Source organism: uncultured Campylobacter sp., assembly GCF_937981295.1.
Classification (GTDB): Bacteria; Campylobacterota; Campylobacteria; order Campylobacterales; family Campylobacteraceae; genus Campylobacter_B.
On the sequence record NZ_CALJPC010000079.1, the window covers coordinates 56,546 to 83,257 of the forward strand.

Below are 26,712 nucleotides of genomic sequence, written 5' to 3' on the forward strand. Positions count from 1 at the left end.
TCGCGCTAACGCAAGTCGTGTTTCAAACCGCGTCCGCGCAATTAGGATTGCACTTTAAGTCATGAGTATGTGTATCGCTCAAGCCACGCTTAACGGCGCAGTAGCGCCCTAAAATTTCGCGCTATGTCCGCAGGACGCGCGATATTTGCGTAATGCTGCGAACGCGGCAGTTACAGCGTGCCGATGCCTGCGCTGTATATGCATTAAAGGCGCGGCTGAATCGTAAATTTAAAGATAAATTTTAAAAGGTCTGAAATGAAAAAAATCGTATTTTTGATCCTGCTTTTCGCCGCTGTCGCGCTCGCGCTTTACATCACTTCGCGCGTAAATCCGAGCCTTTTTGCCGAAATCAAAGTCCTAGGCGCGCTGCTAAACGCCACGATCTTCGGCGTCGCGCTCATCGCCTTAGCGATCGGCGAAAAGGACGTAGTGCGCTTTCCGTTTCTTACCGCCTCGCTGCTGGCGCTGTTTTCGGGGCTGGTAGAGGGCGTACTGCTCTTCGAGAACCGCTACTACATCGCGATCACGGCGGTGGCGTTCGTCGCCTTCGTCTTTTATCTGCAGATCAAGCACAAAAGATTTTCAAATAAAATTTATAAAAATTCTGCAGACGAAAGCTCTAGAAATTTAGACGGCAACAAGAGCGAAAATTTCAAAGAAAGCGGCGAAATTTCAAATTCTCAAAGCGAGGATGAAATTTTAAATTCTAGTGGCGATCTCGGTGAAAATTTCGCAAGCGGCGCAGATGAAAATTCTACGCATCGCGCCGATGAAAATTCCGACGAAAATTTTAAAATTTTAAACGGCGGCGCGGGCGAAGGCAGCGCGAATGAAAATTCCGCGCAAAATTTCAATCAGAGCGGCAAAAATTCCAAGTTAGGCTCGAACGAAAATTCCGCGCCCGACGCAAGGCGCGATAGATGATCAAATCCGCGTTGATCGCGCTTGCGGTGATATTTTTACTGCTTTTAAATTTAGCCAATCTCTTCGGCATGATAGGCCTAAGCGGGCCGGTGCCTGCGATGATCTGGTTTGCGATCAGCTTCTGCGGGGTTTTTTACCTATACAAATTTTGCGGCGCTAGGCCAGTCGCAGCGCGGATCGGGATCTTTGCCGTGGCTTTCGTGGGCGGATTTTTCACGAGCGTTTTGTACTATGGATTTTTTAATTCGCAAACTTTGGAATTTGCCTTTACATACGCCCTTTTCGCGGTGGTTTTTACGCTCGGTATAGGCGTGATTTTGTAGCGAGCTTTAAAATTTAGCGCCTACTTCAAATTTCACTGCCAGAAGCTCAAAATAAACCTCGCGCGATTTTGTAGAATTTCAAAATTTATCCGCGAACGCCAAATTTACATCCTGATCTTGTAGGTTTTGTAGTTATCCTTCATCCTAAACGTCAGCAAATTTTGCAAAATTCCAAAGAGGATCATAAAGGTGATGAAGCTGCTGCCGCCGTAGCTGAAAAACGGCAGCGGCACGCCCACGACGGGCGCGAAACCTACCACCATCGAGATATTAACGCCTGTATAAATGAAAATAAGCGAGGCAAGCGCGCTCGTAAAGACCCGTATCAGATAGTCGCTTTTGAAATCGTAGTTCAGGCTCAGCAGATGTAGTATCAGCAGCGCATACAGCGCGATCAGCGCAGCAGCCCCTACAAAGCCGAAGCGCTCGATCGTATAAGCGAAGATAAAATCGCTCGTCGCAATCGGCAGAAATTTAAAGTGCGTCTGCGTGGCTTCATCCCTATCCTTGCCGTAGATGCCGCCGTTTCCGATAGCGATGATCGCCTGCTTGACCTGGTAATTAGGCTCCTCGCTGATAAAATCGGCGATGCGCTTTTTCTGATAATCGTGCATGTTTTCGTACAAAATGGGCGAGCTGGCCATAAAAACGATGATCAGCGTAAGCCAAATTTTTTTATTGACGCCGATGATAAAAAGGATCGCAAATCCGGTCAAAAAAAGTATCGCGGCAGTGCCTAGATCGGGCTCTTTAGCGATCAAAACAAAGGGCAGAAGTATGTAAAAACTAAGGCGCAAAAAATCCTTCAGCCCATAGCCGTTTTTCGGCGGCGGATTTTTATGTATAAGATACATCAACATCAGGATAAACGCGGGTTTCATCACCTCGCTGGGCTGCAACGTAAAATGCACGAAAGGGATCTCTAGCCAGCGTCTCGCTCCTAGCTTGCTAACGCCGAAAAAATCGACGCTGAGTAGCAATATGATGTTGATCCAATAAAATATCGGGATCAGATATAAAAATTTGCGTATCGGAAAGAGAAAAAATAGAGTAAAAACGGCAAATCCTACGCCGAAATAAACCACCTGCTTCGAGGACAGCACGTCGTTTGCCTCGCTTATTAAAACGTATGAAAAAACCACTATCGGCACGATCAAAAAAGGTTGAATGAAATCAAAATATGCTAAAATCTTTTTGTCAATTTTAAACAACGCTTAATCCTATTAAAATTTTGACGTAAGAATAGCCAAAAAAGGTATAAATTTGGATAATCTAATAGCACAATGCAGCGAAAGGCTCGACGTTTTTTTAAGCTCGCAGCTCGGAATTTCGCGCAACCAAATATCAAGCTTAATCAAATCCGAAGCGGTCAGAGTGGACGGAGCCGTGCAGACTAAACCCGGCTACAAGCTATCTGCGGGCGAGCTCGTGCACATCGACTACCCCGCGCCCGCGCCGCAACAAATAAGCGCAGAGAGACTAAACTTCGACATTGAAATTTTATACGAGGACGATGATCTGCTCGTGGTAAATAAGCCCGCGGGCCTTACCGTCCATCCCGCCGCAAGCGTCAAAGAGCCCACGCTCGTGGACTGGCTCAAGTCTCGCGGCTATCTGCTTTCCACGCTCGGCGGCGAGCTTCGCGCAGGCATCGTGCACCGCCTGGATAAGCTCACCAGCGGCGCCCTGCTCGTAGCCAAAAACAACGCTGCGCACACCGCGCTATCGGCACAGCTAAGCGATAAGAGCATGGGGCGGATATACCTCGCACTCATCGACCTGCCGCTAAAAGAACCCTGCGTAATCGAGCGCCCGATCGCTCGCAACCCAGCAAACCGCCTAAAAATGGGGATCGTACCCGGCGGACGCAGTGCAAAGAGCGCGTTTTATGAAATTTTAAGCGGAGCGGAACTAAGCGAGCTTCAAAACTCCGCCCAAAAGTGTGATGAAATTTTAAGTACGGGTGCGGACGATGGCACGGCTGCTGGCAAGAGCGCGGGCATGGATGAAATTTTAAACGACTACGCAGGCGCGGATAACGCGGACGAAATTTCAAATAATTGCATGCGGAGCGCGGATAAAATTTCAATCCAAAGCGTAGATAAAATTCCAAGCAGCCGCGCGGACAACGCAGATAAAATTTTAACCGCCAAAATGAGCGCGGATCAAACCCGGGCTGCCCGTCCCGCCGAGAATAAGGCTTTAAATTTTAAAAATCCCGCTCAAAACCAAAACTTGCCGCCGATAAACCTAAAGAGCTTTAATCTCGTCGCGGCAAAGCTCTTCACGGGTCGCACGCATCAGATCCGCGTGCATTTAAGCTCGATAAATCGGCACATTTTGGGCGATCATTTATACGGATTTAAGAGCGAAAACGCTAAAATTAGCAGGATTTTGCTCCATGCCTATTTGCTCTATTTCATCCATCCGCGAAGCGGCAAAGAGGTGAAAATATGCGCGGGCTTGCCGAGCGAATTTCTAAATTTTACGACAAATCAAAAGGTAAAGGATGAAATTTATGAAAAAATTTTACCGACTAACGTTGAGCGCTACTTTAGCGATATTAGCGGGTGGCTGCGCTATGTCTAGCGCGCCTAGTGCAAGCGACGAGAGCCTGCCGCGCGTAGAGGGGATCAGGACGATCGCGAGCGACAATGAGATCGGACTTGAGTGGCCTAGATACGACTCAGATGCCGCCGTGCTGGGCTTTGTCGTTTACCGAGCGCCTGCAAGCGGCGGCGAAGCCAAAAAGATCGCCACCATCGCAGATCCATACTCCACCCACTACGTAGATACGAGGCTGCAGCCGGGCACTTCGTATAAATACACGGTGCGCACATACGGCGCCAAGGGCGTTTCGGCTCCTTCTCCGGTCGCTATCGCAAGCACGGCGAAGATGCTAGAGTCCGTGCCGTTTGCGCAGGCGATCTACGGGCTTCCGGGCCGCGTTAAGATCATCTGGCGTCCGCATCCGGATCTTCGCGTAAGCTCCTATCTCATCGAGCGCCGCCCTAAGGGAGGCGAGTCGTGGAGCACGATTAAAGAGGTTCGCGGCAGACTTAGCGCTGAGTATATCGACAATATCGATTACGGCGAAGGATACGAATACCGCATCACCGTCAAAACCGAAAACGGAGAGCTGTCCAAGCCTGGCCCAGTCATTGCCGCAGCGCAGGCAGAATAAAGCTTGCCGAATTTCATAACCCAAAGCGTGAGCCTGCCGCCGCTGCCGGCTAGATTCGGCGAAGTCGAATTTTTAGAGACGGCGCGCGGCAGAAATTTAACGCTCGTGCGAACCAAAAGCTTTGATAGCGAATTTTTTATCACCCTAAAGCCCAGCGGCGACAAAGTGATAGTAAAGGGCGAAAAGATCACTAAGCCCGCCAAGATCGGTCATCTGCAGCGAGCACTTGAAATTTTTAAAGAGCGCTTCTGCGGGCGGATCATCTCGCAGGCATTTGCTTATAAAGACAGCTCGCTTACCGAAAAAACGCCGCTGATTTTGGACGAGAATGAAATTTTATCCCTCGTAAAAAGCTCTAAATTTAATAAAATTTTCATCGAGATCGGCTTCGGCTCGGGCAGACACCTGCTTCATCAAGCGCGCTCAAATCAAGACGCGCTGCTAATCGGCATTGAAATTTACAAGCCCGCGATCGAACAGGTCGCAAAGCTAGCGATCCGCGAGGGGCTGCAAAACATTGCGCTGATTGCCACCGACGCACGGGTTTTACTAAGCCTGCTTCCCGCAGGCTGCCTGCAGCGCGTATTTTTGCACTTCCCCGTGCCATGGGACGACGCGCCGCACCGCCGCGTCATAAGCGACGAGTTCGCCTCGCAGATCGCACGCACGCTCGGGCGCAGCGGCCGCTTCGAGCTTCGCACCGACAGCGAGGAGTACTTCCTCTACGCGATGCAAAAGCTCTCGCCCTACGTTCAGCGCAAAGCGGGCGAAATTTCGCACTTCAAAAACCGCGACGCCGCCGTAGCGAGCAAATACGAGGATAGATGGCGTAAAATGGATAAAAATATCTACGATCTGATCTACGAGAACAAAACCGCGGGCCAGGGCGAGCCGCAGCAATTTGAGATGGAATTTTTAAAATTTGACGCAGCGGCAATTGCGCGAAATTTTAAAAATTTTACCTTCAAAGGCGAGGATTTTTTCGTGCATTTTGAGGAAATTTTTTATTTTGACGCGCAGAAAGACTTGGACGCGGGCGGGACTTGCGCGGCGGGTAGTGGCATAAATTTTGATGCAGGCAGTGGTTCAAATTTTACCTCAAAAACGAACTCAAATCCTTACGCAAACCTAGATGGCGGTTTTATCTCGTACGAAGCAGGCGCCGACGGCATGTCCGAAGCCATAAATTTAAACGCAATGCGAGGAAAAAATTTAACTAAGCGTACAAGCGTGGATGAAATTTCGTCAGACTGCGGCAAAATTTCAGCTACGACAGCGGGCGATAAAATTTCAACTTGCGCGAACGCCGCGCAAATTCTAAAAAAAGCGAGCGCCGCGCCAAATACAAACCACGCGGATGAAGCGGACGCAAAAGACGGCGTAAATTTAAACGAGGATCGCTTGAGCGCAAACGGCGTAAATTTAGCAAGCGATGTTCCTGTCGCGGTAAGCGCTAAATTTAGCCGCACTGCCCCTGGCGAAAAACGCGCTTTAGCCTGCGAGCAGATCGTAACAAAGCAAGGTACGCAGATAAACAGCGCAGCCGCCTCAAGCGATACACCAAAAGCAAATAACCCGCTCGCAACAATCGACGCAAGCAACGCGCTAAATTCTATCGGCGCAGAGGGGGCGCCTGCAACTATCGACGCGACAGGGGCAGGCAATACACCCACAACGATCGATGCAATAGATGCGAGCAATGCGTTGAATGCGGACGGCTCGTTCGCAGCAGCCCGCACAAACGAAGCAAACGCGGCGCTAAACATAAGCGCAGTACCTTGCAAAAATGAATCGCAAGCTGAATTACAAAATAAGTCAAACCCTATCAAGTCGCAAATCGGTCACCGAAGCGAGCTAAGCCATGACGAGTTGCAAGCCGAACACCAAGGCAAATTAAACCGTGCCGAGCAGCAAGATAAACACCAAAGCAACCTAGAAGGCCGTGCAGAACCGCGAGCCGAACACCAAAGCGAGCTAGACTGCGCAAAGTCACAGCTCAAACAGCAAAGCGAACCAAGTTGCGCCGAGCCGCAGGACGTGCTAATCCTGCTTTCGCTCGGGGCGTTCGACTTTCCGCAGCAATGTTTTATCCGCACAAACGCAAGCGGCACGCGCTACTTTATCCGCCGCCCGCTTCCTACGCGCGAAAACCACGCGGCACATCAAAAAATTTCGGAGATATTTTCACAATGGCAGAGATAACGGACGATTACAACATCATCACCGCAGCGGGCCTCACGCTGGGTTACGAAAAGGCGGGCGCGGTCATCCAAGACGCGAGTTTCGGCATCGGCGCGAAGGACTTCGTCATCATCACGGGCAAGAGCGGCAGCGGCAAATCCACGCTACTTAAATCCTTCTACGGCGGCATCGACATCATCGGCGGTGAGCTGAATGTCTGCCTGTGCGATCTAAAAGGCATCACAAACTCCGATCTGCGCACCCTGCGCCAACGCATCGGCATTATCTTTCAAAACTACCGCCTGATCAACGAATGGACGATCGAGCGCAACATAATGCTTCCGTTAATGATAATGGGCTACAATCAGCAGGTCTGCCAAGACCAAGCCAAAAAGCTACTGCGCCACGTCGAGCTCGGGCATAAGATGGGCAAGTATCCGCTCGAGCTTAGCGGCGGCGAGCAGCAGCGCGTGGCTTTGGCGCGTGCGATGGCGCATAACCCGCGGCTGCTGCTGTGCGACGAGCCTACGGGAAATTTGGACGACTACTCCAGCGCCATTATTTGGAATTTGCTGCGCTCGGCGTGCGAGTCGTGGAACGCCTGCGTCGTCATCGTAACGCACAAAATGCCCGCTACGCTGCGTTTTAGGCACCGACATTTTGAGATTAAGGACGCTAAAGTAAATGAAATCGATTAAAACCCATTTCGGCGTGATCTTTTCGCTCGTCGCGCTGCTTTTTTCCGTGCAGTTTGGAATTTTTATGAGCAATCTAACCAAAAGCTACGAGCGCTCGATCCAAAACGAATACAACATCGTGCTAGTCTCCAAAACTCCGCTCAGCCTGCAAGATGCGCAAAAAGCGGTGCCGAAGATCAGCTCGATTAGCGAAATTTCGACCGCGGGCATCACCGAGCGTCTGAAGGGTAAAATTTCACAAAACGCCTTTGCCGAGCTTAGTAAAAATTTGCCTAAATTTTATAGCGTCAAGCTCGAAAGCTTCCCCGACGCCGCGCAGCTTGCCAAGATTGAGCAGGATCTAAAATCCATAGGCTCGCTTACGCGGGTTGAAATTTTTAAAAAAACTCACGATGAAATTTTTAAAATTTTACTGCTTATCAAAAGCCTTGTTTACGGCTTTGCGTTTCTCATCGTGCTTTTAGGCGTGATGTTAATTCACCGCCAGATGCGTATCTGGGTTTACGAACACAAAGAGCGCATCGAGATCATGGAGCTTTTCGGCGCGTCGTTTCTGATAAAAAGCGGCAAACTCTACCGAATGGCGATAATAGACTCCTTCATCGCCATGCTGATCGTAGCCTGCTTTTACATAGCACTTCCTTCTTGGGAGGTGTTTTCGACCACGCTTAAGGGTATCGGCGATCTACGCACCGCCATAGTGCTGCCTTACGACGCGCTGATCCTTTTAGGCGTGGCTTTAGCGCTATCTATCATCGCGGTAAGTTTTGTGATGCTGCAAATCGGAAATAAACGAGCATGAAAAAGGCTTTTTTAGCGCCGCTTCTTGCGCTGGGGCTTGCCGCGGCTCTTACTTATGCCGCGCCCGCAAAGCAGCAGAGCACGAAGGATAAGATCGCCAAAGCGGGTCAAGAGCTCAAAAGCTCGCAAAAGGAGGGGATGCAGCTCTCGCAAAAGATCGACGAGATCGCTGGCCTTATCGTAAAGGAGCAGGAGGGCTTTAAAAAGCGCGAAGGCGAGATCAAGCAGCTAAGCGACGCGATAGAAGGCCTAAAGGATCAATACGCCGCCGAAGCGCAGGAGCTTGAAAAGCTCAATAGCCAAAACGTCACTCTTCTTAGCGTGCAAAGCGATCTAGAAAGCAAGATCGCAAGCGTGATCTCGCAAGAGCTATCATTTGATCTCATCACCGACGTAAATTCCACCACTACGCCCGATTCTATCGTAGCTAGCGAAATTTTAGAGGGGCTCGGCGTCGTTATGAACGACGAGCTTAAAGGGCTAATCAAAGACTACGAAAATAATCAAAATTTTATCAACGAGCAGAACAAAAAGATCAAATCGATCCAGGCGAGCATGGCGGGCTACGATAAGAAAAAAACCGATCTCAACGCCAAGCAAACCACCCAAAAAGAGAAGCTCGCGCAGATGAAAAAGGACAAAGAGGACTATATCGCGCGCCTGGAGAAGATAAACGACGAGCAAGACGCCATATCTAAGACCCTGCAGGAGCTTAAGATCATCGACGACGCCGAGGAAAAAGCCAAAGCGCAGAAGGAGGAAGCGGCGCGCCAAGCAAAGCTTGAAGCGCAGAAGCAAAAGGAGCGCCAGGCGCGCGAAAAAGAGTACGCCAAAGCAAAGGCGGCTGCCAAAAAGGCAGGCAAGCCCGAACCTGCGCCACCTAGTGAGAGCGAGCCAGAAGTGAGCGAGCCCGCGGATGAGCGCGTAAGCAAGATCAACCAAAAGGTCAAGCAGTACGGCTCTAGCTATCAGTCCTCGCGCGTTAAAAAATACAGCGGAGCCAAGACCGCGGCGCCTTTAAACGGCGCGTATTTGAAGCGAAAATTCGGCAACTACAACGATCCCGTGTATAACATCAAGCTTTTCAACGAAAATATCGTGCTGGGCTCAAACAGCGGCGACACGCAGGTTAAAGCGGTGCTGCCGGGCAAAGTGGTCTTTGCTAAAGAAACCGCCGTGCTCGATAAAGTCGTGATCCTAGAGCATAGCAGCGGTATCCATACGATCTACGCGCATCTAAATCAGATCCCGCCTACCGTGCGTGTCGGCTCCAACGTCAAAAAGGGCTACATCATCGGGCGCATCGGCTCGGATCTGACCTTTGAAGTGACGCAGCAGAACTACCACATCAACCCGCTCGATCTAATCAGCTTGAGGTGAGCCATGGGCGGGGGAAATTCTAAATTTAGCAGATCTTGCGAGGATGCCGAAAGTTTAAATTTAAGCGAGCGGGATTCCAGCTGCGATTTAAATTTAGACGAGCGGAATTCTTTAAAAGGGCAAAATTCCGCCGCTTCAAATTTGAGCGATGAAAGCTCTGCGGCGGCATTAAATTTAAGCGAGCAAAATTCCGCCTCGGCGCTAAATTTAGATAACTCAAATTCCGAAACGACGCCAAATTTAAACAATCAAAATTTTACCGCCGCAAACACTGTCGCCGCATCAAATTTAGATAGCGAGAATTCCGCCACGGGCGCTGCCGCATTAAATTTTAAAAATAAAAATTCCATGGCGACGGACGCCGAAGCGGCATCAAAAACGATGGCAGACGCTGTAAAAACAGAGGCTGCGACGAGCGCCGTAGGAACAAAAACGACGAAAGTGGCGCAAAATACTGTTGCGACGGCGGAGGCAACAGGCGCGGAAACAACACGAAACACTACCGCGCCGGCAAAAACAACGTCAGCAGAAGCGGCGGCGAAAGAAATGCCACCAACAGAAGCAGAAGCGGCGAGGCCGCAGATCCAAGAGCTTACCAATTTTCTTAGCGAATACACCGCCAAGATGCTTAGTATCGGCACTTACACCGCGCGTATCGAGCGCTGCGTGCGCAGGATAGCGGACGCTTACGACTATGAGGCGAGCCTGATGATCTTCGTGCGCCACTTCATCATCAGCGTGATGGACCCCGCGGACAACTCCATCCGCCGTACCTACGTCAAAACGGGCGCTGCGGCGCAGATCAGCTTTGATCTGATCTCGGAGCTAAGTGCGCTTAGCTGGGAAATTTACGACGAGAAAATCCCCCTTACGCGCGCTAAGGCTGCATTTGCAGAAATTTTAGCTTTACAGAAGAAAAGCTTTGCCAAAACTCTCGTTCTGCTCAGCATCGCAAATGCCGCATTCTGCGAGCTTTTCGGCGGTGACGGCGGCGCGATGGCATTAGTTTTTGCGGCTACGGCTTTTGGAATTTGCGCCCGCTATCTGCTTAGCAAGCTCAAAATCAACCTAAAAATCCAATACATCGCGGTTTCGTTCGCAGTCTCTTTCATCGTCTCGCTAGGCGCTCGCTACGGGCTTAGCGCCACGCCCGACGTCGCCGTGGGATCGAGCATACTCTTTTTGATCCCTGGCGTCTGGCTGATCAACTCCGTCTTTGACATCCTAAACGAAAATATGCTCGTAGGCATCAGCAGAGGGCTAAACACGGGGCTTTTGATCATCTGCATCGCGATCGGGCTCTTTCTGACGCTTAGCATCTCAAATTTGGGGCTTGTAAATGTTTGATATAGTGCTTTTGGTATTTAAGGACGCCTGCTTTGCCGCTGTGGCGGGGCTTGGGTTTGCGTATGCGTGCATGCCGCCAAAAAAGACGCTCGCCTTCTCGGCGCTGCTTGCGGCGGTTGCGCATTCGTGCAGGTTTTTGCTGATTCAAAGCCAAATTTTTTCGATCGCCGCCGCGACGCTTTTTGCGTCGTTTCTGATCGGCGTTTTGGGAATGCTCTGCGCCAAGCGCCTCAAGGTGCCCGCAGAGATCATCGCCTTTCCCGCGCTGCTTCCGATGATCCCGGGCATCTACGCCTACAAGGCGGTCTTGGCGCTGTTTTCTTATATCAAAGCCGCAGGCGCGCAGCAGAAGCTCGCTCACCTCATCTCGTTTTTCGATAACGCCCTCGCCACGGTCTCGATCTCGCTGGCGCTCGGCACGGGCGTCTCGATAACGCTGCTAATTTTCTACGAGCAGTCCTTGATGATCACTCGCGGCGCAAGGGGTAAATAGCGCTAAGCAAGAAATTTTAAGCAGGAATTGCGGGTAAATTTAAATTTATTATCTTCGCTAGCGAGGTAAAATTTTATAAATTTACCGCCCTTGCCGCCAAGGCAAAATTTAGTTATATCCGCCATTTATCGCTCCTTATCCAATATTTGTTTTATTGTTTTCTCTTTTTCGTCGTAGTAATATCCCATATAACTCAAAAGCATATTTCTGTAGCCCAAGATATATTTAAAGCTCTTATCTATCAATATGATATAAAAATCATATGTTGCATAATTATCTCTATATTTGAAAGCTATTTTATTGAATGGGCGGCTAGTGTCTATATCGCTATTTTCATAAATTTTATAAGTCATGCAAAATTCTTCCAAATTATTTTTAAAATTTCCATTTTCTTCACCATTAAGTGGTTTATATAAATTAAGAAATAATAAATTTATAGGGATTATGAGCGATGCTTCGATATTATTAATATCTATATTTGGATCTTGTAGATCTATCTTATACTTATAAACTCCATAATTTATTATTGCTTTATTCATGTCGCTTTCGCTAGCAAAATATAGATTGTATCTTAGATCCCCGTTTTCTAAAACCAAACTTTCCTTATCTTCCCAAGGATATACGACTTCGGTTTTAAAAATTTCTTTATCTATATAGGTCTCGGCATCTTGTATCGCTTTGCCGTTTCTACAAATTTTTGAGCCCAAATCCATAAGATAATCTAAATTTAGCCTTTTATCTATCTTGTAAAATTCGCATTTATCATCGGGGCGTTTATCCCCATGACATTTACTATGGACGCGTGTTAAATAATCTTTTAATTCTAGATCTTCAATATCTTCTTCGATGTGAAGATTTTTATATTTCATTCGGATATCATCTATTTTTTTAGCGATTTTTTCTTTAGAAAAGTTTTCGCTTTCATGCATCTTTTTAAGCATACACTTTAACGCTCTATCTTTAAGCTGTATATCCGTAAGATTGCCATCTAGATCGCATACCCATTCATATGGATCGGTTTCAATTTTTTCGGCTGAATTTGGGTATTTATACTCCGCGATAATCGAAAGTATCGCGCACAAAGCGCATATTATTATGATGAAGACCAAGCACAGATAATATCTCGTTTTCAAATTTCGCTCCTAAAATTTTCCGCAATATACCTCACATATACTTAATCTACGATAATTTTAGTATGCCTCAAATATCGTTAAATCAGGGCTTTTCTTGATCCGCTTCGGCAAATTTCATCTCAATGCTTCGTAGGTATTAGGCTCTCTTGCGCGCTCGTCGCACCTCTTGCCGAGAGGGTAAAATTTAGCCGGGCTTTTCTGATTTAAACGCCCTTTTTGCCGTCATATAAAAGCCGCTAAAGATAAAAAGCGCCATACAAAGCGAAACGAGCGACCATAAAATTTTACCCGCGAGCCCAAAAAAATACCCCGTGTGAAGCTGATAGTTCGCATCCTTGAACTCACCCACGGTGATACCCTCCGTCTGCTTCCGCTCCGCGATCTTGCCCGCTTTTAGATCAACGCTCGCGCCTTTTGGACGCGCGGTGGCTGGCGCATCTGGCTCATAATACCTGACGTCGATCTTATCTCCGGCTGCGAGCATTAGGGTAAATTCTTTATACTCTATGCCACTTGATCTAAATATCTCATAAGCCCTCTGCGCGTCGCTAAATTTATACGTAGCGGGCTTTTTGCCCTCCTCTTTAGCAGATGCGGCGGCGTGATCTTTAGAAGCGGCGGCTTTAGGTGCGCTAGCTTGCGGTAAATTTTGCGAACTTACGAAAAGCTTCATCACCGCGTCGTTATACCAGCCGTACGACCAGTTAAGCCCGGTTAAGCAGATAAGCAGGTAAATCACTGCACTTAGCGAACCTAGGCTCGTATGCAGATTGTAAAAAAGAGCGTATTTTTTGAGTTTAAAATTCGGCTTTATAGCCTCGATAAATTTACGCCTAAGCCTTGGGAAATGCAGCCATACGCCGCTTATTACGAGCAGTATCATCGCCACGGCGCTCGCGCCCACGATCTGTTTGCCGATCTCGCCCGCAGTTTTGTTGCCGCTTAGCGCTAAACCCAAATTTCGGTGCAGAGACATCACCGTTAGCACAAAGCCCGTGCCGCGGTCCTTGCCGATGATCTGCGTAGTGTACGGATCGACCAGATATGCATCATTTCTGTTTGCGTAAATGACGAAGGCTTCATCATCGCTTTTGGGCACGACGAGCCTTACGGGCTGTTTAACGCCCGTTTGCTCGCTAAAGCTTTGCAGAATTTTCTCCACGCTTTGCATTTCGCCCGTTTTTTCGACCTTTTTAGAGCCCGCGTTTATTAGCGCCTCAAGCTCGTGCTGATACGACAAAATTGCGCCCGTCACGCCTATAATAAGCAGCGGGATAGAAAAAACGATCGACAAAATAAGATGGATGTTAAATAAAATTTTGTTGCGCTTAAGAAGCGAGCTCATTGTAGATCCTTGTAAATTTTGATTTAGATTCGCAATTATATTGCGCGATTTTAAATATTTTCAAAAGCGAGGAATTGTTGTTTAAATTTAAGCGGCACATTCTAGGAAGCGCGGTGCGGCACAAAAACGGCGAGATCGCAGAGCGCCCAGGCACTTAGCGCAGCGTCATAAACCGCGCGCCGTAGGATTTCAGAGCCAAAATTTAATCCGCCTTTCGCGCGGCAAGATCACGCCGGTGAGGTAAAATTCTAAGCGCGTCCGTCTGCGTAAGACTAGTCCGCCTTTATTTTGAATCGAACATTGATTTTGACTTAAGAAGCCCGAAATTACAATATCGAAATAGTAGTTTTTGACCCATTTTTTGATATAATCGGCATCTAAATTTTAACGAAAAGCGGCCGCCTTGAACGAACAAAGACGCCGCTTTAATATAAATAAATCGGGGACTTATAAAGGAGTTTAGATGATAGATTCTAACGCAAAGAGAAAACGACAATTTACGATATGCTTTGCTATTTTAATGGTTATTCTGCCGCTTGCTTTTTTGTGCATGAAATATATCGATAAAGAGCCCGATGATTTAAAGCAAAGTTCTGCTATCGATCAGCCGACGATGCAGAAAAAAGAGACGAGCAAAGAAAATTTTCAAATTCCGCAAAACAGCGATAAATTTATCGGCAAAAACGACGCAACGATTGAAAAAGATATCGCAAACAACTCCGTTCAAATTCCGTCTATCGATAAAGCATCCGAAAATTCAGAACAAAGCCCAGCTATCGATCAGCACGCGATACCGAAAAAAGAGGCAAGTAAAGAAAAGGTTGAAATTCCACAAAATAGCGGTAAATTTAGTAGCAAGAAAAGCAATAAATTTACGGGCAAAAAAGACGTAACGATATATAAAAAAGATATCATAAATAACTCCGTTCAAATTCCGTTTGAAGTGCGCGATATGATGGTATCTCAGGGCAAAAAGAGGCTATATACTCTCGGGCACGATAGAGACGGTATAAGCGTGATAGATATATCAAATTTAGACCACATAGAGTTGCTCGGGCTTTTTTATTTCCCGGAAGCTAGATATAACGTAGAAAATATCCAAGCGGCCGAGTCAAACGACGGAGAAAGCCTATATGTGGCAAGCCCAAATTTAGGGATTTTACGCCTTGACGTTAGAGACCCTAAAAATATAAAGATCGCGACCAAATTTCAAGCCAAAGGTTTCTCCAAAATAAAACTAAGCGAAAATAACCAACTAGCCTACGTAAAAGCCAAAAACAGTATGGTTATTTTAGATATTTCGTCAGATAATATAAAAATGTTAGGCGAGTTTATAGGTATGGAGACCTTTAATCCGATAGAAAAAGGCGATATCGCCATATATTCGGATAAATACGTTTTTATGTCCGACTTCGCGGGTCTTCATGTACTTGACGTGAGCGATCCGAAAAACATAAAAGAGGTTTATAAACGAGATAATTTCGGAGTCATTATAAATTTACAAATTTCTGCCGATAAAAAATATCTATACGCAAACGAACTTCATACTTTTAATGTTTACAGCATCAAAAACATAGACGATATCGAGCATCTGAATAACTATACCGTTAGTAATAGAATTTATACTTTTGATATCAGCGGGGATGACGAAATAATATATTTGTCTAGAAGCAAAGACGGCTCGGACGATACGGCTTTACCGAGCATAGACGTCTTAGATATTTCCGGCGGATTCGAGCCTACCCGTCTAAAAAGCTATTATATGCCGGAGGCTGATGATGTAAATTCGGCGCTACCTTTAGACGAACGCCGCATGATTATATCTTTGGTGTCCGATTTTAAAGGTTTTATAAGCGTTATAAAAAATAACGATGATACAAATACTTTAACAGAAGAACCCATAAAAAATGAGATAGGAAGCAAAGAGCTAGAGGATTCAAGTAAAAATATAGACAAATCAAAGCCTGTTTGGGATCTGCCTTTTTCTCAAAACGGCTTTTCATCTATCAATATGGCCGTATCTACCGACGACGGATATATATTAGCCGGAGAATACGAAAGCGGTAGAAGTCCCGATCTTTTTATGAAGGTTGATAAGAGCGGGCGCGAAATTTGGAGAAAAATAATCGATAAAAGCTTTATCGGAAGAGGAAATTTAATAGCAGCCCAGATGCAAAGCTACTACGTATTAGGAAACGAAGAGGCGGCTTACATCGTAGATAAGGCGACATATAAAATCTCAAATACGCTTCCTCGCGCCCTAAAACAGATAGCTCCGACGGATAATGATGAATTTGTGGCGTGCGATTATGGAAATAATATATTTAGAATGGATAAAAACGCAAAAATAATCTGGGAGAAACCGATCGACGTTTCGCATCTGCCAGATACTTTTTATAACAGTTACACATATGATAAAACATCCCCGGATAAGCAACCGGAAGTAAAGAAAATTAAAGAACCGAAAGACGGTCTTATAAAGATATTAAAAACGAGTGACGGAGGTTTTATTCTGGTCGTAGAAGAGCTAGGAATTCTTAAATTTAACCCGGACGGAAACCTTATATTTGAAACCAAAATAGATATGCGCGGGTATTTTTTAAAAGATATGATCAAGTGCGACGACGGCTCTATTTTGATGCTATTTGAAACAAGCAATACCGCCGATATTATAAAGCTAAATGGCCGCGGCGAGCTTATAAAAAAATCGACCGTTTATGAAAGTAAAGATTCATTTTATCTAGCCTCTATCGCTAAATACAAGGAAGGCAAATATTTAATAGGGCTTAAGTTATCAAAAGATGATCGCCTGCTGCTTCTTGAAATAAACGGTGAAAATAATGTAACGGATCAAAAATATATAGACAATCTCGGAAAATATGTAACCTTTCATAATCTATTAAATATACCGGACAGGGGCGTGTTGGTCGCGGGACGTAGAACATATACAAAAATAAGACCGCCTGAATATATAGGAGGCAAGCTAGTAAAACTCTCCGACTACCATATAGAAGAAGCCTATATGTTTATAGTAAATTTTCACCAAAAGCTAAGCGAGCAAAATTTTAGCGCCGAAGATAGAGAGTAAAGCACTAAATTAGCGTCTAAATTTAATGAAAGAGCTTTGACGAAATTAGCTACGCCGCGGGATTTATAAGATGGAACATAAAAATAATCAGCATACGCGGCAAAAATAGTAGCTTTAAATTTAAAGCGGGATATTTGTATGCACGAAAAGATATAGATTTTTTGCAAAATTTTATATCGGAAAAGCTCGCTGAAATTTCAAAAGCTAAAGCAAGCAAGATGCCTGGGCTTAATTTAACGCTAAAAATATCTAAATTTTTCCCTAAATCCATAGCCGTGAAAGGTTACGATAAAAAGCGACAAAGCCGTGAAAATTTATGGCAAGTTGCGGCGAAGAGACGTAATGATCGCGCGAGTAGCAGCCGTAAAATGTACGCGTAGCGAAGCGGCGCAATGATTGCGCGTACAAGTGCGCATAAGCCTAAAAGACGAGCCGGGCGTTTAAATTTAGCTCACGATTTTAAAATCCTAAATTCCAAACCGCTCCGTCAAAATCGTCAAAATTTAGCCTATTTTTTACCTAAAATTTCGTAAAATTACGACTTTAAATTTTCAAAAAGGACGCAGATGAATAAAAGTTTGGAATTTAGAGCCGACATCGGGATGGTCTTCGTAGCGATCGCTTTTGGGCTCGGGTATCTGCCCACCTCGCAGGCGCTTGCGAGCAACAACGTCTTCGTGCTGCTATTTTGGCGCTTTTTCGCCGCGAGCATCATCGCAGGCGCGATATTTTTCCCCAAGCTCAAAGCCATAACTTCGCGCGAGATCAAGCACGGCGCGGTACTTAGCCTGTTTTTATTCGCGGGTTTTACGTCGCAGACCTTCGCTTTTAAATTTGCGCAAAGCTCCTCCGTGGCGTTCATCATCGGCCTAAACGTCGCGCTCGTACCCTTCATCGCCGCGGCGCTGTTTAGGCATAAAATTTACTCCTACGCCTACGCGGGCATCGCGCTTGCGATCGCTGGGCTCTATCTCATCGGCGACACGCAGCTAGGCCTGGGCAAGGGTGAAGCGCTGGCGCTAGTCTGCGCGTGCGCGTATTCGTTTCACATCGTGCTGACCAACCGCTTCGTGCAAAGCTGCGACGTAGCGGGCATCGCCTACGTACAGATCCTCTGCTTAAGCGTGCTTTGCTGCTTTGCGACGATCTTTTTTGAGAGGGTTAGCATCGTGCCGGTGATGGATAGAAGCTTTTTCGTCGCGATGGCGGTGATCTGCCTGCTGGGAACGGTTTTTGGCTTTTTTGCGCAGGCCTTGATGCAGAAATACACGACACCCGTAAAAACCGCTCTGTTTTTCACGCTAGAGCCCGTAACGGCGGGCATTATGGGGGTATTCGTGGGCGGCGAGAGGCTAAGCGCGATGCAAATTTTAGGCGCGGCGCTCATCCTCGCGGGCGTTTTGATAAGCGAGATCGGAAGCTACCTCAGCGCAAAACGGAGCAGATCTGCAGAGGCCTGATTTTGCGGCGGCGCAAATTCCATAAATTCCATGCCACGTGGAATTTTGCGCCATAAAATTCCGTGCTGCATAAAATTTGCACGCAGAATTTCGCGCTGTATAAAATTCTGCGTCTTTAAAATTCCACAGCGAAATTCTATGCCGCGCATAATTCTATATCGCGCGGAATTTCGCGGCGTCTCTCGCAAGGATACGTTAAAATTCCGCAACAAAATTTCGTATTAAAATTTACGTAGCAGGGGCGTGCGGAGAAGCTTTAGCGATAAAATTTCATTGCTTAAGCGATACAATAGTAAAATAACGAAATTTTAACAAAGGAGCCCCTATGAAAAAAATCATCCTTCTTGTAGCCGCGCTTGCGGGCATAATGTTTGCCAAAAGTGTAGAGCTAGAGACGCCGCCCGATCATAAAGACGGCGTAAATCACCTGGAATTGGTGCTGATCCTAGATAAATCGGGCTCGATGAGCGGGCTTGAGAGCGATACGATCGGCGGATTTAACTCGATGATAGAAAAGGAGCGCAAAGAGGGCATCGACGCCAGCGTCACGACCGTGCTTTTCGATACGAAATTTAACGTCATCCATGATCGCACGCCGCTTAAGAAGGTCGAAAACCTAACGTCCAAAGAGTACTACGCCGGCGGCAATACCGCGCTACTAGATGCGATCGGCAGCACGATAGCGCGTATCGAGCGAGTACCCGACATCTATGCCAAAAACAATCGCGTGCTTTTCGTCATCATCACCGACGGGATGGAGAACTCAAGCCGCGAATACTCCAAAGCGCAGATTAAGAAGATGATTAGCGACAAGCAGGAAAAATACGACTGGGAATTTATCTTTTTAGGCGCTAATATCGACGCCGCAAGCGAAGCACAAAGCATCGGCATCAGAAGCGAAAACGCCTTAAAATACGAGAATTCCAAAGAGGGCGTGAGTAAAAATTTCGAAGCGGCAGCCGAGATATCCAAAGACGTAGCGACCGACAATAAAGCAAACTCGAAATGGCGCGACAAGGTGCTTCAGGACAAAAAATAGAAAATCACAAAGAGAGGCGCACCAGAAATGAAGTATCGCTGCTAAACGAGCGGCGGTGTGAAAATAGGCGGCGATGTGCAGCGCGCGGCGCAAAACGAGCTTTAGCAAAAAACGCGGGCGACGGCACGGAAACAGAGACAACAGCGCAAAACGGCTAGTGCGTCGGATCGCTTGCCGAAAAATTTAACGCGAATATGCGCCGCAAGAAAAACATAGCGCGCGAGGAATAAAACGGCGTGAAGCGGAGCTAAAAATTCCGCGACCTAGTGGTACGGTGCGCATATTGATTTTTACTCGGCGCACTTTAGAATTTTATTTTGACTTTTTCATGCGCCGCGCGGTATTGCTTTTGCCTACGCTGCTTTGCGCGACACGGAAACGCAAATCTACTCGCCAAATTCAGACGCTTCGCGAAGGGCACCGATTTACACGGCGCGCAAACTGCATTTCGCAGACGAAGCTAAATTTACGACGCGCAAATTCCGCTTTCGCAGGCGGCACGTAAATTTCGCCCTTTGCAAGTCGCGCTAAATTTTAAAATTTAGGCGCTACAAAACTAGCGCAGCTACCAAGCTCGGCTGAATTAAAATTTCGTAAATTTAAAAGAGGAGGAAGCTTATGAGGGTATCGGAGATCGACACGCCGGCGCTGCTGATTGACCGCGAAATCGTGCTTCGCAACCTGCAAAAGATACAAAGCTACGCAGACGCCGCAGGCGTGAGCCTGCGCCCGCACACCAAAACGCACAAAATACCCTATTTCGCGAAGCTGCAAGAAAGCCTCGGTGCTGCGGGCATCACGGTCGCCAAAACGGGCGAAGCCGAGATCATGGCGGCAAATGGGCTGAAAGATATATTTATCGCAAACGAGATCGTGGGTGAGCTAAAATTTCAGCGCATCATTGCGCTTTTGCGCGCGGGGATAAACTTAAGCTTCGGCATCGATAGCATAGAGCAGGTGAGCCTGATAGAGCGCGCCTTTGAGCGCAGCGGCGCGAAGGCCTGCGTGCTTGCCGAGATCAAAGTGGGCGAAAACCGCTCTGGCTTCATAGAAAAGCAGGATTTCGCGGCGTTTATAAAATTTCTAAAAGGCTGTAAAAATATCGAATTCCGCGGCGTGTTCTCCCACGACGGCCACTCCTACAAAGCCGCCGATAAGAGCGAATGCGAGCGCATCCACCTAGCCGCGCAGCGCCGCACGCTGGAGTTTGCGGATATCGCACGCGAGCTGGCTATGCCCGCACGCGTCGTTAGTATCGGCTCGACGCCCTCGCTAATCAACGATTTTGAAATTTTAAAGGGCGTCACCGAGATCCGTCCGGGCACTTATATCTTTATGGATGCCTCGCAGGCGCAGGCTTACGGCGATTATTCGATGAACACCGCAAGCATCCTTACGACCGTCATCAGCAGACCTACGGCGGATCGCATCATCACCGACGTCGGCGCCAAGGGGCTTACGCAGCAAAGGCGCACCGAAGGCTTCACCGCCACGCCCGGGCTCGGGCGCATAAAGGGCACGGATGTGTGGATAAAGGGCGTTTACGACGAGCATGCGATCATCTACGACAGAGCGCTGCGAGACGCCGTACGCGTGGGCGATCGGCTCGAAATTTATCCAAACCACATCTGCCCCGTAGTAAATTTGCACGAGTTCGCCTACCTCGTTAGCGGCGGCGAGGTCGTAGAAAAGATCCCCGTGCTATGCAGAGGCAAGCTGCAATGAGCAGGCAAGCTCAAAGGTGCGGCGAGATAAAATTTAGCCTCTAATCTAGGGCGCGGTCAAATTTAAGACGCGAATATATCACCGCTCAGGCTGCGGCGCAAAGCGCACCGAATTTGATGACGAAATTTAACGAAAGGCGAAAATGAGACTTTGGACGATAAACTTTAAATATCTCGACGCAAAGGGGCTAGTCGCACTTTGGCGCGAGGCGCTGCTAGCTAAAAACGTGCTGGCTGGACTAACTAAGGGCTACAAAAATCACCCGCAGCTTGACCGCTTTTACGCGCATGAAAACGCGCTAGAGGCGGTAAATGCGTATCTGGCGGAAGTTTATGAGGAGGGCCGCACTCGCGGGTATAAATTTGACGCCGCAAAGGTGGGCGAATTTGACGAGCGAAATTTAGCCAAAATAGCCGTCTCTCGCGGGCAGATCAAGTATGAATTCGCCTTTTTGCAAGAGAAGCTAAAATCACGCGATATCAAGGCTTACGAGCGAAATTTAAGTGTAAAAAATATAGAAATCGCGAGTATTTTTAAAGAGGTTGACGGCGGGATAGAGCCGTGGGAAAGGGTTAAAATTTAACGCCGTCTCGCGCGGCAGCGGTGACGAGCATATTCGGCTTATGCGAGCGAGCTTTTCGTATGCGGCGCTGCTTTTAAATTTGTCGGTTTGCCACAAAGCTAAGCTTTGCGTAGCGTCATATAGGATCGCGCGCCGTGCCGCTTCTGCGGCGTCGCACACGCCGCGATTGATCAGCGGCGTAACATGGCGGATCAGCGCTAGCGTCATGATTTTGTCTCCTAAAATACGAGCCCGCTAAGAACTTGCGCCGTTATATTTCCGCTCCCACAGGATACTTGATATTTAGATTTGCACTATTTATGCGAAATCTGCTATGGTTCTTACTCCGTAGCCACGGCGAGCGCGAGGGTCTGCTTCAAAGCATGGATTTGCGGGCTATTTAAGCCTTTCGTAGCTTTCACATGAGCTTTGCCATGCCCTTTCATGCTCCGCTACCGAGCTCATAAATCTATCCTTGCCGCCCAGCTCGCAGGCCTTTTTGTAGTATTCTACGGCTTTAACATTATCTATGCCCTCGTAAAGACGCGCTAAATTTAAGCACGCAAGCCAGCTGTCTGCGATATCCATATCGCAACCGCGCACATAGTAACCTACGCCCTTTATAGCGTCTTTGCGCACGCCTCTGCCTCCGATATACGCAGAGCCTGCGTTACTGCAGCCTATCGCGTGCCCGTCATCGCAGGCTTTGTCAAACAACTCCGCCGCCTTTGCCTCATCGCGCGGCATCCCCTCTCCGCTTTGATACAAAATGCCTAAATTTACGCACGACTCCGCATCGCCGCCTTTGCAAGCTTTGACGTATAACGGCGCAGCCTTTAGCAGATCTTGCGGCACGCCCCAGCCATAATTATAAATCTGCGCCAAGGCCCCGCACAACTTCATATCGCCCTTATCGCAGGATTTTGTAGCCCAGCTTATATCGTCTGCGGTGATTTCAAAATTTTCGGAGAGCGCGAAATTTGCGGAAAGCGCCGCAGCGAATACTAGAATTAAAATTTTATTTTTCATTTTCGTCCTTTTTGGTTTTTAAGATCGCCCGCCAAGCCTAAGGCGCGGATTTACCGTTAAGGCGCAGTTTGATTGCTAGAGTTCGGGTTCGTTCTCGCCTGCTCTTTGCTTTTTAGCGCCTCGTAAATTTCATCGACGCCGCTTAGATTTTGATCCAAAACCTCTCTCGCCTTTTTTAGCGTGCGTGCGCCAAAAATTCCATCCTGCTTCACTCCAATGCTTTTTTGGATATATAAAATTTTATCCTTTTGCATCGCAGCGGAATCCTTAGTCGCCCCGGAAGCGGAATTTGAAGCAGGGCTTTCAGAGCCGCTAGAGCTTGCACTCGTAGAATTTTCGTCTGCAGAATTTACGCCATCACTCGCGGAAGCGGAATTTTCATCCTCAAAAAATGCAGGCATCCACCCTCGCAGCAGCCCTGCTGCGCCGGTTTTCGGCACGTAGCCCGTATTTGCCGCGCCTCCGTAGATTGCGCTAGCTAAAACGGCGCAGAGCAGAGCTTTACAAAAGCGAGCAAACGCCGCGCCGCCTCTGCCGCAGCGATACTCTCGCGGAATTTTACGAGCTTTTACGACGCACCGCACCGCGCTTGCCAGCCACAGCACTCCTCCGCCTAACAGCCCCGCAGCAGCGATTACCGCGCCGCACGCAAGTGCCCAAAAATAATGCTCCGCAAAGATCATCTCGAAGCAGCCCTCGCACGCCAGCGCAGCCGCTGCGGTGAGCGCGCCTCCGCCTATGCACCACACCGCGCGGTCATAGCGTGGGCTTAGCACGCCAAGCGCCCCAGCCATCGCTCCGCCCAAATCGCGAGCGCATTGCTGCGAAATAAAGCCCTCGCAAACGCGCATAATCGCCGCGGCGAAACTCTGCGCGCAATCCTCGCGCAAAGAACGCGGGGAAAAGAATTTCTTTAATCGCGCAAAGGGCGAAATTTTAGAATTTGACGCGGCAGGGCTTTGCGTATTCGCGCGATTTTTAAATTTTGCAGCGGCAAGATTTTCGGAATTTGCGGAATTTATTGCGGCGGAGTCTATGGAATTTGTAGAATTTTGAGCATTTAAGACACTTAAATCTCGGTAATCTCGCTCACTGTGTAATTCGCAAAGATCCTCCGCGGCGCGATCAGAAGTGCCGCTTGAGCCCTCTTGCGAGCCGGCAAAATTAGATCCATTCTGCGCGAAAGCTTCGCTTCCTTGCTGCCTAGCCTCAAAATCGCTGGCAGAATTCTCTCCACCTTCCAAAAGATCCGCCCCTGCAAATTTTATGCCGCCGCTCACTCCTCCTGCGAACCTGCCTTGCTCTCCGCGCAACCCCAAGCGATTATCTTCCGCGCCCATAGAATTTGCCGAAGCGCTCGCGAATTTCGTGCCCGCAAATTTTACGCTCGTGCCGCCCTCGAGATTTTCTTTGCGCGGAGCGTCTTTTGCAAGGCTCAAATCGTCGCGATCAGCCGCGCTGCAGGTAGAATTTACAGAGTTAAAATGCCCGTCCGAGCCGCGCAACTGCTCGAGATTTAGCGTCTCGCCGCGCAGCTTAGCACTAGCTAGGCGCATCGCCGCATCCAGCACAGGCTTTGCGCGAAATAGCGCAAAAAGGCTTTGCGCATCGTCCCGCCCTAGTCTAGCGGGCGCACCGCGCACCGCCGCAAGCTCCGGCGCAAAAACTTCGTCAAAAAAGTTGGGCCTTACGAATGTCACGCCACCGAAGCACGCCGCATCGTAAGCCTTACCGCAGACGGCAAAACTCAAGCGCAAAAAATCATCCTCTGCGCTAAATACCGCTTCGCAGCCGCCCTGCACCGATCGCAGCGAGCTTAGACGAAATAAAAGTCTGCGTACTGCAAAACCTACGCCCTTGCTGCATAAAAACTCCAGTAGCTCGCGCCCGAAAACCTGCGAGCTAGCGCCTATGCTGACGCTCGGGCGGGCATAAACGGATACTTTGCCGATGCGAGTAAAATACCCGCGCCCATCGCAGTGCTCGCAGCGAAAATCGCCCGCACCACCGCACTTTTCGCAGCGCAATCTGCCTGCACCGCCGCAAGCGGGACAAATGCGCGAGCCGCTACCGCCACAACTAGCGCAGGGAATGAAGCGATAGCCCATAGAATTTGACGCAGAACCTGCAGAAAGGCCGCGCGCATGAGTATCTGTAGAGCTTAATGCCGCACGGCTATAGCCGCCGGTGCCCTTGCAATCGGGGCAGATCAAGCGCCCGCGCCCGCCGCAGTTAGCGCACGGCGCCTTGCCTGCGCCTTCGCAGGCTTTGCAGCGCCTCCTGCCCGATCCGCCGCAATACTCGCAACGCAGCTGAACGCTAAAGGGCTTAAAATCGTGAAATTTTATGATCTGATCCGCATTCGTAGCGGCTTTTTGGGGATCTGCACGCAGGCGTAGCATAAAGGCCTCGCTTAGCTCCGCATCTGCGCTTGCCGCGCGCAGGCACTCGCGCGCATGAGCCTCGAACTGTGCGATATCTGCGAAATGCAGCTGAGCGCTCTCGCCGCCATTTATCTGTGAGACGCTAAACTTACCGGCAAAGTCGTAACGCACACCAAGCCGCACGCTAAATCCATAAAACTCGCGATCAAGCTCGCGCAGATCGGCGCCGCCGCTACGCGCTAAAGCCCTGAGCCTAGCGACAAACACCTCTGCAAGCTCCTCTTTATCCAGCTTGTCCATGATCGCTCCTTTCTTGCGGGCGCGCCACAAAGCCACGCCGCATAAATTTTAAAATTCCTTTATTGAAATCCTGCAAATTTTGCATTTCATACAATTATACCGCGAAAGGGAATTTTAAAATTCCAAAATCTCACGCAGAATGGAATTTAGCGCCATTGCGCGCCGTAAAATCTCGCTGCAAATCAAAGCTCTAAAATAGAGCTCGACGCGAAATCTCGCACTGCGGCGCGGCGACGTACATAACTGCCGCAACAAATACGGCGCGAACGGACCGCAAAATGGAGCCGCCCGGCATACGGCGCCCTAGCGGTAGCAGCGGGCATGCAAGCTTTAATTCCGCAGCAGCACATAATTTGGCTCGCGACGATGTACGACACAGCGTAACGCGAAGCAAATTTCACGCTTGCATAAAATTTTAAATTTCACGGCGAGCTCGTACGTACGACATGCAATTTAAAATTTTATGACAGCTATGGCGCGGCGTGCAACGACCTAAAATTCTGCGATAAGCGGCGCGCAAATTTCAATCCCGCGCGACAATCAGGCGACGGGTGCGTGGAGTACAATTTAATTTACGAGCGCATAGCCGACATATTATCGCACAAATTTAGTCACAGCGGGCAGCACGACGCGAAAATTCATGCCGCGACGCAGCGGCTCGTAAAATTTAGCTCTACTGCCGCACAGCTATAGCCGCCTGCGCCTTTGCAAGCAAAGCGGATCAGACGTCCGCGCCCACCGCAGGCGATGCACGGCGGTATGTAAAATTTAATCCGGGCGCCGCAAACCTCCGCCAACATGACTGATCGCACGAGCGTAAAATTTAGCTCGCCTGCCGCATAATTTAACTCGCAGCGGCGTATGTCGCGGCGCAAGCGCGAATTTCAGATTGTGCGGCGATCTGCTGCGCGACCGACGGATTAATTTCACGGTGTGCTCGACATGAAATTTAGAATCTCGTAGCGACACATAACACTGTGCGCAGCCGCGTGAAATTTTGAATTTCACGGCGAGCTTATGCATTATGAAATTTTAAATCTTGCCGCGATGAGCTCGCAAACTCGCGAGCGGCTCGGTTTAAAATCTTGCGCCCAGTTTTTGCGCGGAATTTTGCGAGCAAAATTTCAAATGCCAAACCCACGCAGGTTTCGCGCCGAATTCTGCGTAGAATTTTACGTAGAATTTGATGAAATTTCGCGGGTCGAGATCGGCGCATCGAATAACCCGAATAACCCGAATAACCCGAATAACCCGAATAACCCGAATAACCCGAATAACCCGAATAACCCGAATAACCCGAATAACCCGAATAACCC

At 48.5% G+C, this 26,712-nt stretch carries 23 protein-coding genes; 16 read left to right on the plus strand and 7 right to left on the minus strand.

Annotated features, from left to right (window positions below; genetic code table 11):
- Positions 1 to 255: 255 nt before the first annotated feature.
- Together Q0135_RS07510 and Q0135_RS07515 are read left to right on the plus strand one after the other, a co-directional pair.
- A complete protein-coding gene (locus tag Q0135_RS07510) occupies positions 256 to 924 on the plus strand; it encodes a hypothetical protein (protein ID WP_297989562.1) in 669 nt (222 codons plus the stop codon).
- Positions 921 to 1,247: a hypothetical protein gene (locus Q0135_RS07515; protein ID WP_297989563.1), complete on the plus strand. Its 327-nt coding sequence runs from the start codon at positions 921 to 923 to the stop codon at positions 1,245 to 1,247. The genes Q0135_RS07510 and Q0135_RS07515 overlap by 4 nt, the downstream gene beginning before the upstream one ends.
- 104 nt (positions 1,248 to 1,351) lie before the next feature.
- Here Q0135_RS07515 and Q0135_RS07520 read toward each other — a convergent pair whose 3' ends face one another.
- The gene (locus Q0135_RS07520; RefSeq protein WP_297989564.1) at positions 1,352 to 2,458 is read right to left on the minus strand and encodes an FtsW/RodA/SpoVE family cell cycle protein; all 1,107 of its coding nucleotides are present in this window, start codon (positions 2,456 to 2,458) and stop codon (positions 1,352 to 1,354) included.
- Positions 2,459 to 2,510: 52 nt separating this feature from the next.
- On the opposite strand from Q0135_RS07520, the gene Q0135_RS07525 reads away from it, so the two are divergent.
- The 8 genes from Q0135_RS07525 (at position 2,511) to Q0135_RS07560 (ending at position 11,331) form a co-directional block, all read left to right on the plus strand.
- Positions 2,511 to 3,836 carry an RluA family pseudouridine synthase gene (locus Q0135_RS07525; RefSeq protein ID WP_297989565.1) on the plus strand — a complete coding sequence of 442 codons (1,326 nt, stop codon included), beginning with the start codon at positions 2,511 to 2,513 and terminating at the stop codon, positions 3,834 to 3,836.
- Entirely contained in the window at positions 3,766 to 4,431 is a 666-nt protein-coding gene (locus Q0135_RS07530) for a fibronectin type III domain-containing protein (protein ID WP_297989566.1), read from the plus strand. The genes Q0135_RS07525 and Q0135_RS07530 overlap by 71 nt, the downstream gene beginning before the upstream one ends.
- Before the next feature lie 3 nt (positions 4,432 to 4,434).
- Positions 4,435 to 6,633 (plus strand): tRNA (guanosine(46)-N7)-methyltransferase TrmB, encoded by a 2,199-nt coding sequence (gene trmB, locus Q0135_RS07535; protein ID WP_297989567.1) that lies wholly within the window; start codon positions 4,435 to 4,437, stop codon positions 6,631 to 6,633.
- Positions 6,621 to 7,310 (plus strand): cell division ATP-binding protein FtsE, encoded by a 690-nt coding sequence (locus Q0135_RS07540; RefSeq protein WP_295152369.1) that lies wholly within the window; start codon positions 6,621 to 6,623, stop codon positions 7,308 to 7,310. Before trmB ends, Q0135_RS07540 begins: the two co-directional genes overlap by 13 nt.
- A complete protein-coding gene (locus tag Q0135_RS07545) occupies positions 7,297 to 8,112 on the plus strand; it encodes a hypothetical protein (RefSeq protein ID WP_297989568.1) in 816 nt (271 codons plus the stop codon). The genes Q0135_RS07540 and Q0135_RS07545 overlap by 14 nt, the downstream gene beginning before the upstream one ends.
- The gene (locus tag Q0135_RS07550; RefSeq protein WP_297989569.1) at positions 8,109 to 9,491 is read left to right on the plus strand and encodes a peptidoglycan DD-metalloendopeptidase family protein; all 1,383 of its coding nucleotides are present in this window, start codon (positions 8,109 to 8,111) and stop codon (positions 9,489 to 9,491) included. The genes Q0135_RS07545 and Q0135_RS07550 overlap by 4 nt, the downstream gene beginning before the upstream one ends.
- Positions 9,492 to 10,037: 546 nt before the next feature.
- The gene (locus tag Q0135_RS07555) at positions 10,038 to 10,838 is read left to right on the plus strand and encodes a threonine/serine exporter family protein (RefSeq protein WP_297989582.1); all 801 of its coding nucleotides are present in this window, start codon (positions 10,038 to 10,040) and stop codon (positions 10,836 to 10,838) included.
- Between the two features lies 1 nt (position 10,839).
- A complete protein-coding gene (locus Q0135_RS07560) occupies positions 10,840 to 11,331 on the plus strand; it encodes a threonine/serine exporter family protein (RefSeq protein WP_297989583.1) in 492 nt (163 codons plus the stop codon).
- Between the two features lie 2 nt (positions 11,332 to 11,333).
- Here Q0135_RS07560 and Q0135_RS07565 read toward each other — a convergent pair whose 3' ends face one another.
- The 3 genes from Q0135_RS07565 to Q0135_RS07575 form a co-directional block, all read right to left on the minus strand.
- Complete coding sequence (locus tag Q0135_RS07565; RefSeq protein ID WP_297989570.1) at positions 11,334 to 11,456, minus strand: hypothetical protein; 123 nt, start codon at positions 11,454 to 11,456, stop codon at positions 11,334 to 11,336.
- Positions 11,457 to 12,464, minus strand: coding sequence for a hypothetical protein (locus tag Q0135_RS07570; RefSeq protein WP_297989571.1), 1,008 nt, complete (start codon positions 12,462 to 12,464; stop codon positions 11,457 to 11,459).
- Between the two features lie 184 nt (positions 12,465 to 12,648).
- Entirely contained in the window at positions 12,649 to 13,809 is a 1,161-nt protein-coding gene (locus tag Q0135_RS07575) for a PepSY domain-containing protein (RefSeq protein WP_297989572.1), read from the minus strand.
- Positions 13,810 to 14,272: 463 nt separating this feature from the next.
- Between Q0135_RS07575 and Q0135_RS07580 the strand changes: the two genes are divergently transcribed.
- Together Q0135_RS07580 and Q0135_RS07585 are read left to right on the plus strand one after the other, a co-directional pair.
- Positions 14,273 to 16,897, plus strand: a complete 2,625-nt coding sequence (locus tag Q0135_RS07580) for a hypothetical protein (RefSeq protein WP_297989573.1) — start codon at positions 14,273 to 14,275, stop codon at positions 16,895 to 16,897.
- Positions 16,898 to 17,463: 566 nt separating this feature from the next.
- Positions 17,464 to 18,357, plus strand: a complete 894-nt coding sequence (locus Q0135_RS07585; protein WP_297989574.1) for a DMT family transporter — start codon at positions 17,464 to 17,466, stop codon at positions 18,355 to 18,357.
- Here Q0135_RS07585 and Q0135_RS07590 read toward each other — a convergent pair.
- Entirely contained in the window at positions 18,318 to 18,566 is a 249-nt protein-coding gene (locus tag Q0135_RS07590) for a hypothetical protein (protein WP_297989575.1), read from the minus strand. The genes Q0135_RS07585 and Q0135_RS07590 overlap by 40 nt on opposite strands.
- 116 nt (positions 18,567 to 18,682) lie before the next feature.
- Here Q0135_RS07590 and Q0135_RS07595 point away from each other — a divergent pair, with 116 nt between their 5' ends.
- The 3 genes from Q0135_RS07595 to Q0135_RS07605 all read left to right on the plus strand — a co-directional run bounded on the left by Q0135_RS07595 (position 18,683) and on the right by Q0135_RS07605 (position 21,704).
- Positions 18,683 to 19,396 carry a vWA domain-containing protein gene (locus Q0135_RS07595; protein WP_297989576.1) on the plus strand — a complete coding sequence of 238 codons (714 nt, stop codon included), beginning with the start codon at positions 18,683 to 18,685 and terminating at the stop codon, positions 19,394 to 19,396.
- A 618-nt stretch (positions 19,397 to 20,014) separates the two neighbouring features.
- A complete protein-coding gene (locus tag Q0135_RS07600) occupies positions 20,015 to 21,121 on the plus strand; it encodes an alanine racemase (protein WP_297989577.1) in 1,107 nt (368 codons plus the stop codon).
- 142 nt (positions 21,122 to 21,263) lie between these two features.
- Positions 21,264 to 21,704: a pyrimidine dimer DNA glycosylase/endonuclease V gene (locus tag Q0135_RS07605; RefSeq protein WP_297989578.1), complete on the plus strand. Its 441-nt coding sequence runs from the start codon at positions 21,264 to 21,266 to the stop codon at positions 21,702 to 21,704.
- A 375-nt stretch (positions 21,705 to 22,079) separates the two neighbouring features.
- Here the strand turns inward: Q0135_RS07605 and Q0135_RS07610 are convergent, their stop codons facing one another.
- Both Q0135_RS07610 and Q0135_RS07615 read right to left on the minus strand, forming a co-directional pair.
- A complete protein-coding gene (locus Q0135_RS07610; protein WP_297989579.1) occupies positions 22,080 to 22,712 on the minus strand; it encodes a tetratricopeptide repeat protein in 633 nt (210 codons plus the stop codon).
- Between the two features lie 56 nt (positions 22,713 to 22,768).
- Positions 22,769 to 25,396 (minus strand): hypothetical protein, encoded by a 2,628-nt coding sequence (locus tag Q0135_RS07615; RefSeq protein WP_297989580.1) that lies wholly within the window; start codon positions 25,394 to 25,396, stop codon positions 22,769 to 22,771.
- A gap of 1,017 nt (positions 25,397 to 26,413) precedes the next feature.
- Between Q0135_RS07615 and Q0135_RS07620 the strand changes: the two genes are divergently transcribed.
- On the plus strand, positions 26,414 to 26,712 hold a 299-nt coding region (locus Q0135_RS07620), incomplete at its 3' end, for a hypothetical protein (RefSeq protein ID WP_297989581.1).

What these genes read in the sequence shown, in the direction of transcription:
- Q0135_RS07510 (WP_297989562.1), top strand. Translation starts at nt 256, where the DNA reads ATGAAAAAAATCGTATTTTTGATCCTGCTTTTCGCCGCTGTCGCGCTC.
- Q0135_RS07515 (WP_297989563.1), top strand. Translation starts at nt 921, where the DNA reads ATGATCAAATCCGCGTTGATCGCGCTTGCGGTGATATTTTTACTGCTT.
- Q0135_RS07530 (WP_297989566.1), top strand. Translation starts at nt 3,766, where the DNA reads ATGAAAAAATTTTACCGACTAACGTTGAGCGCTACTTTAGCGATATTA.
- Q0135_RS07540 (WP_295152369.1), top strand. Translation starts at nt 6,621, where the DNA reads ATGGCAGAGATAACGGACGATTACAACATCATCACCGCAGCGGGCCTC.
- Q0135_RS07545 (WP_297989568.1), top strand. Translation starts at nt 7,297, where the DNA reads ATGAAATCGATTAAAACCCATTTCGGCGTGATCTTTTCGCTCGTCGCG.
- Q0135_RS07550 (WP_297989569.1), top strand. Translation starts at nt 8,109, where the DNA reads ATGAAAAAGGCTTTTTTAGCGCCGCTTCTTGCGCTGGGGCTTGCCGCG.
- Q0135_RS07555 (WP_297989582.1), top strand. Translation starts at nt 10,038, where the DNA reads ATGCCACCAACAGAAGCAGAAGCGGCGAGGCCGCAGATCCAAGAGCTT.
- Q0135_RS07565 (WP_297989570.1), bottom strand. Translation starts at nt 11,456, where the DNA reads ATGGCGGATATAACTAAATTTTGCCTTGGCGGCAAGGGCGGTAAATTT.
- Q0135_RS07575 (WP_297989572.1), bottom strand. Translation starts at nt 13,809, where the DNA reads ATGAGCTCGCTTCTTAAGCGCAACAAAATTTTATTTAACATCCATCTT.
- Q0135_RS07580 (WP_297989573.1), top strand. Translation starts at nt 14,273, where the DNA reads ATGATAGATTCTAACGCAAAGAGAAAACGACAATTTACGATATGCTTT.
- Q0135_RS07585 (WP_297989574.1), top strand. Translation starts at nt 17,464, where the DNA reads ATGAATAAAAGTTTGGAATTTAGAGCCGACATCGGGATGGTCTTCGTA.
- Q0135_RS07595 (WP_297989576.1), top strand. Translation starts at nt 18,683, where the DNA reads ATGAAAAAAATCATCCTTCTTGTAGCCGCGCTTGCGGGCATAATGTTT.
- Q0135_RS07600 (WP_297989577.1), top strand. Translation starts at nt 20,015, where the DNA reads ATGAGGGTATCGGAGATCGACACGCCGGCGCTGCTGATTGACCGCGAA.
- Q0135_RS07605 (WP_297989578.1), top strand. Translation starts at nt 21,264, where the DNA reads ATGAGACTTTGGACGATAAACTTTAAATATCTCGACGCAAAGGGGCTA.
- Q0135_RS07610 (WP_297989579.1), bottom strand. Translation starts at nt 22,712, where the DNA reads ATGAAAAATAAAATTTTAATTCTAGTATTCGCTGCGGCGCTTTCCGCA.
- Q0135_RS07615 (WP_297989580.1), bottom strand. Translation starts at nt 25,396, where the DNA reads ATGGACAAGCTGGATAAAGAGGAGCTTGCAGAGGTGTTTGTCGCTAGG.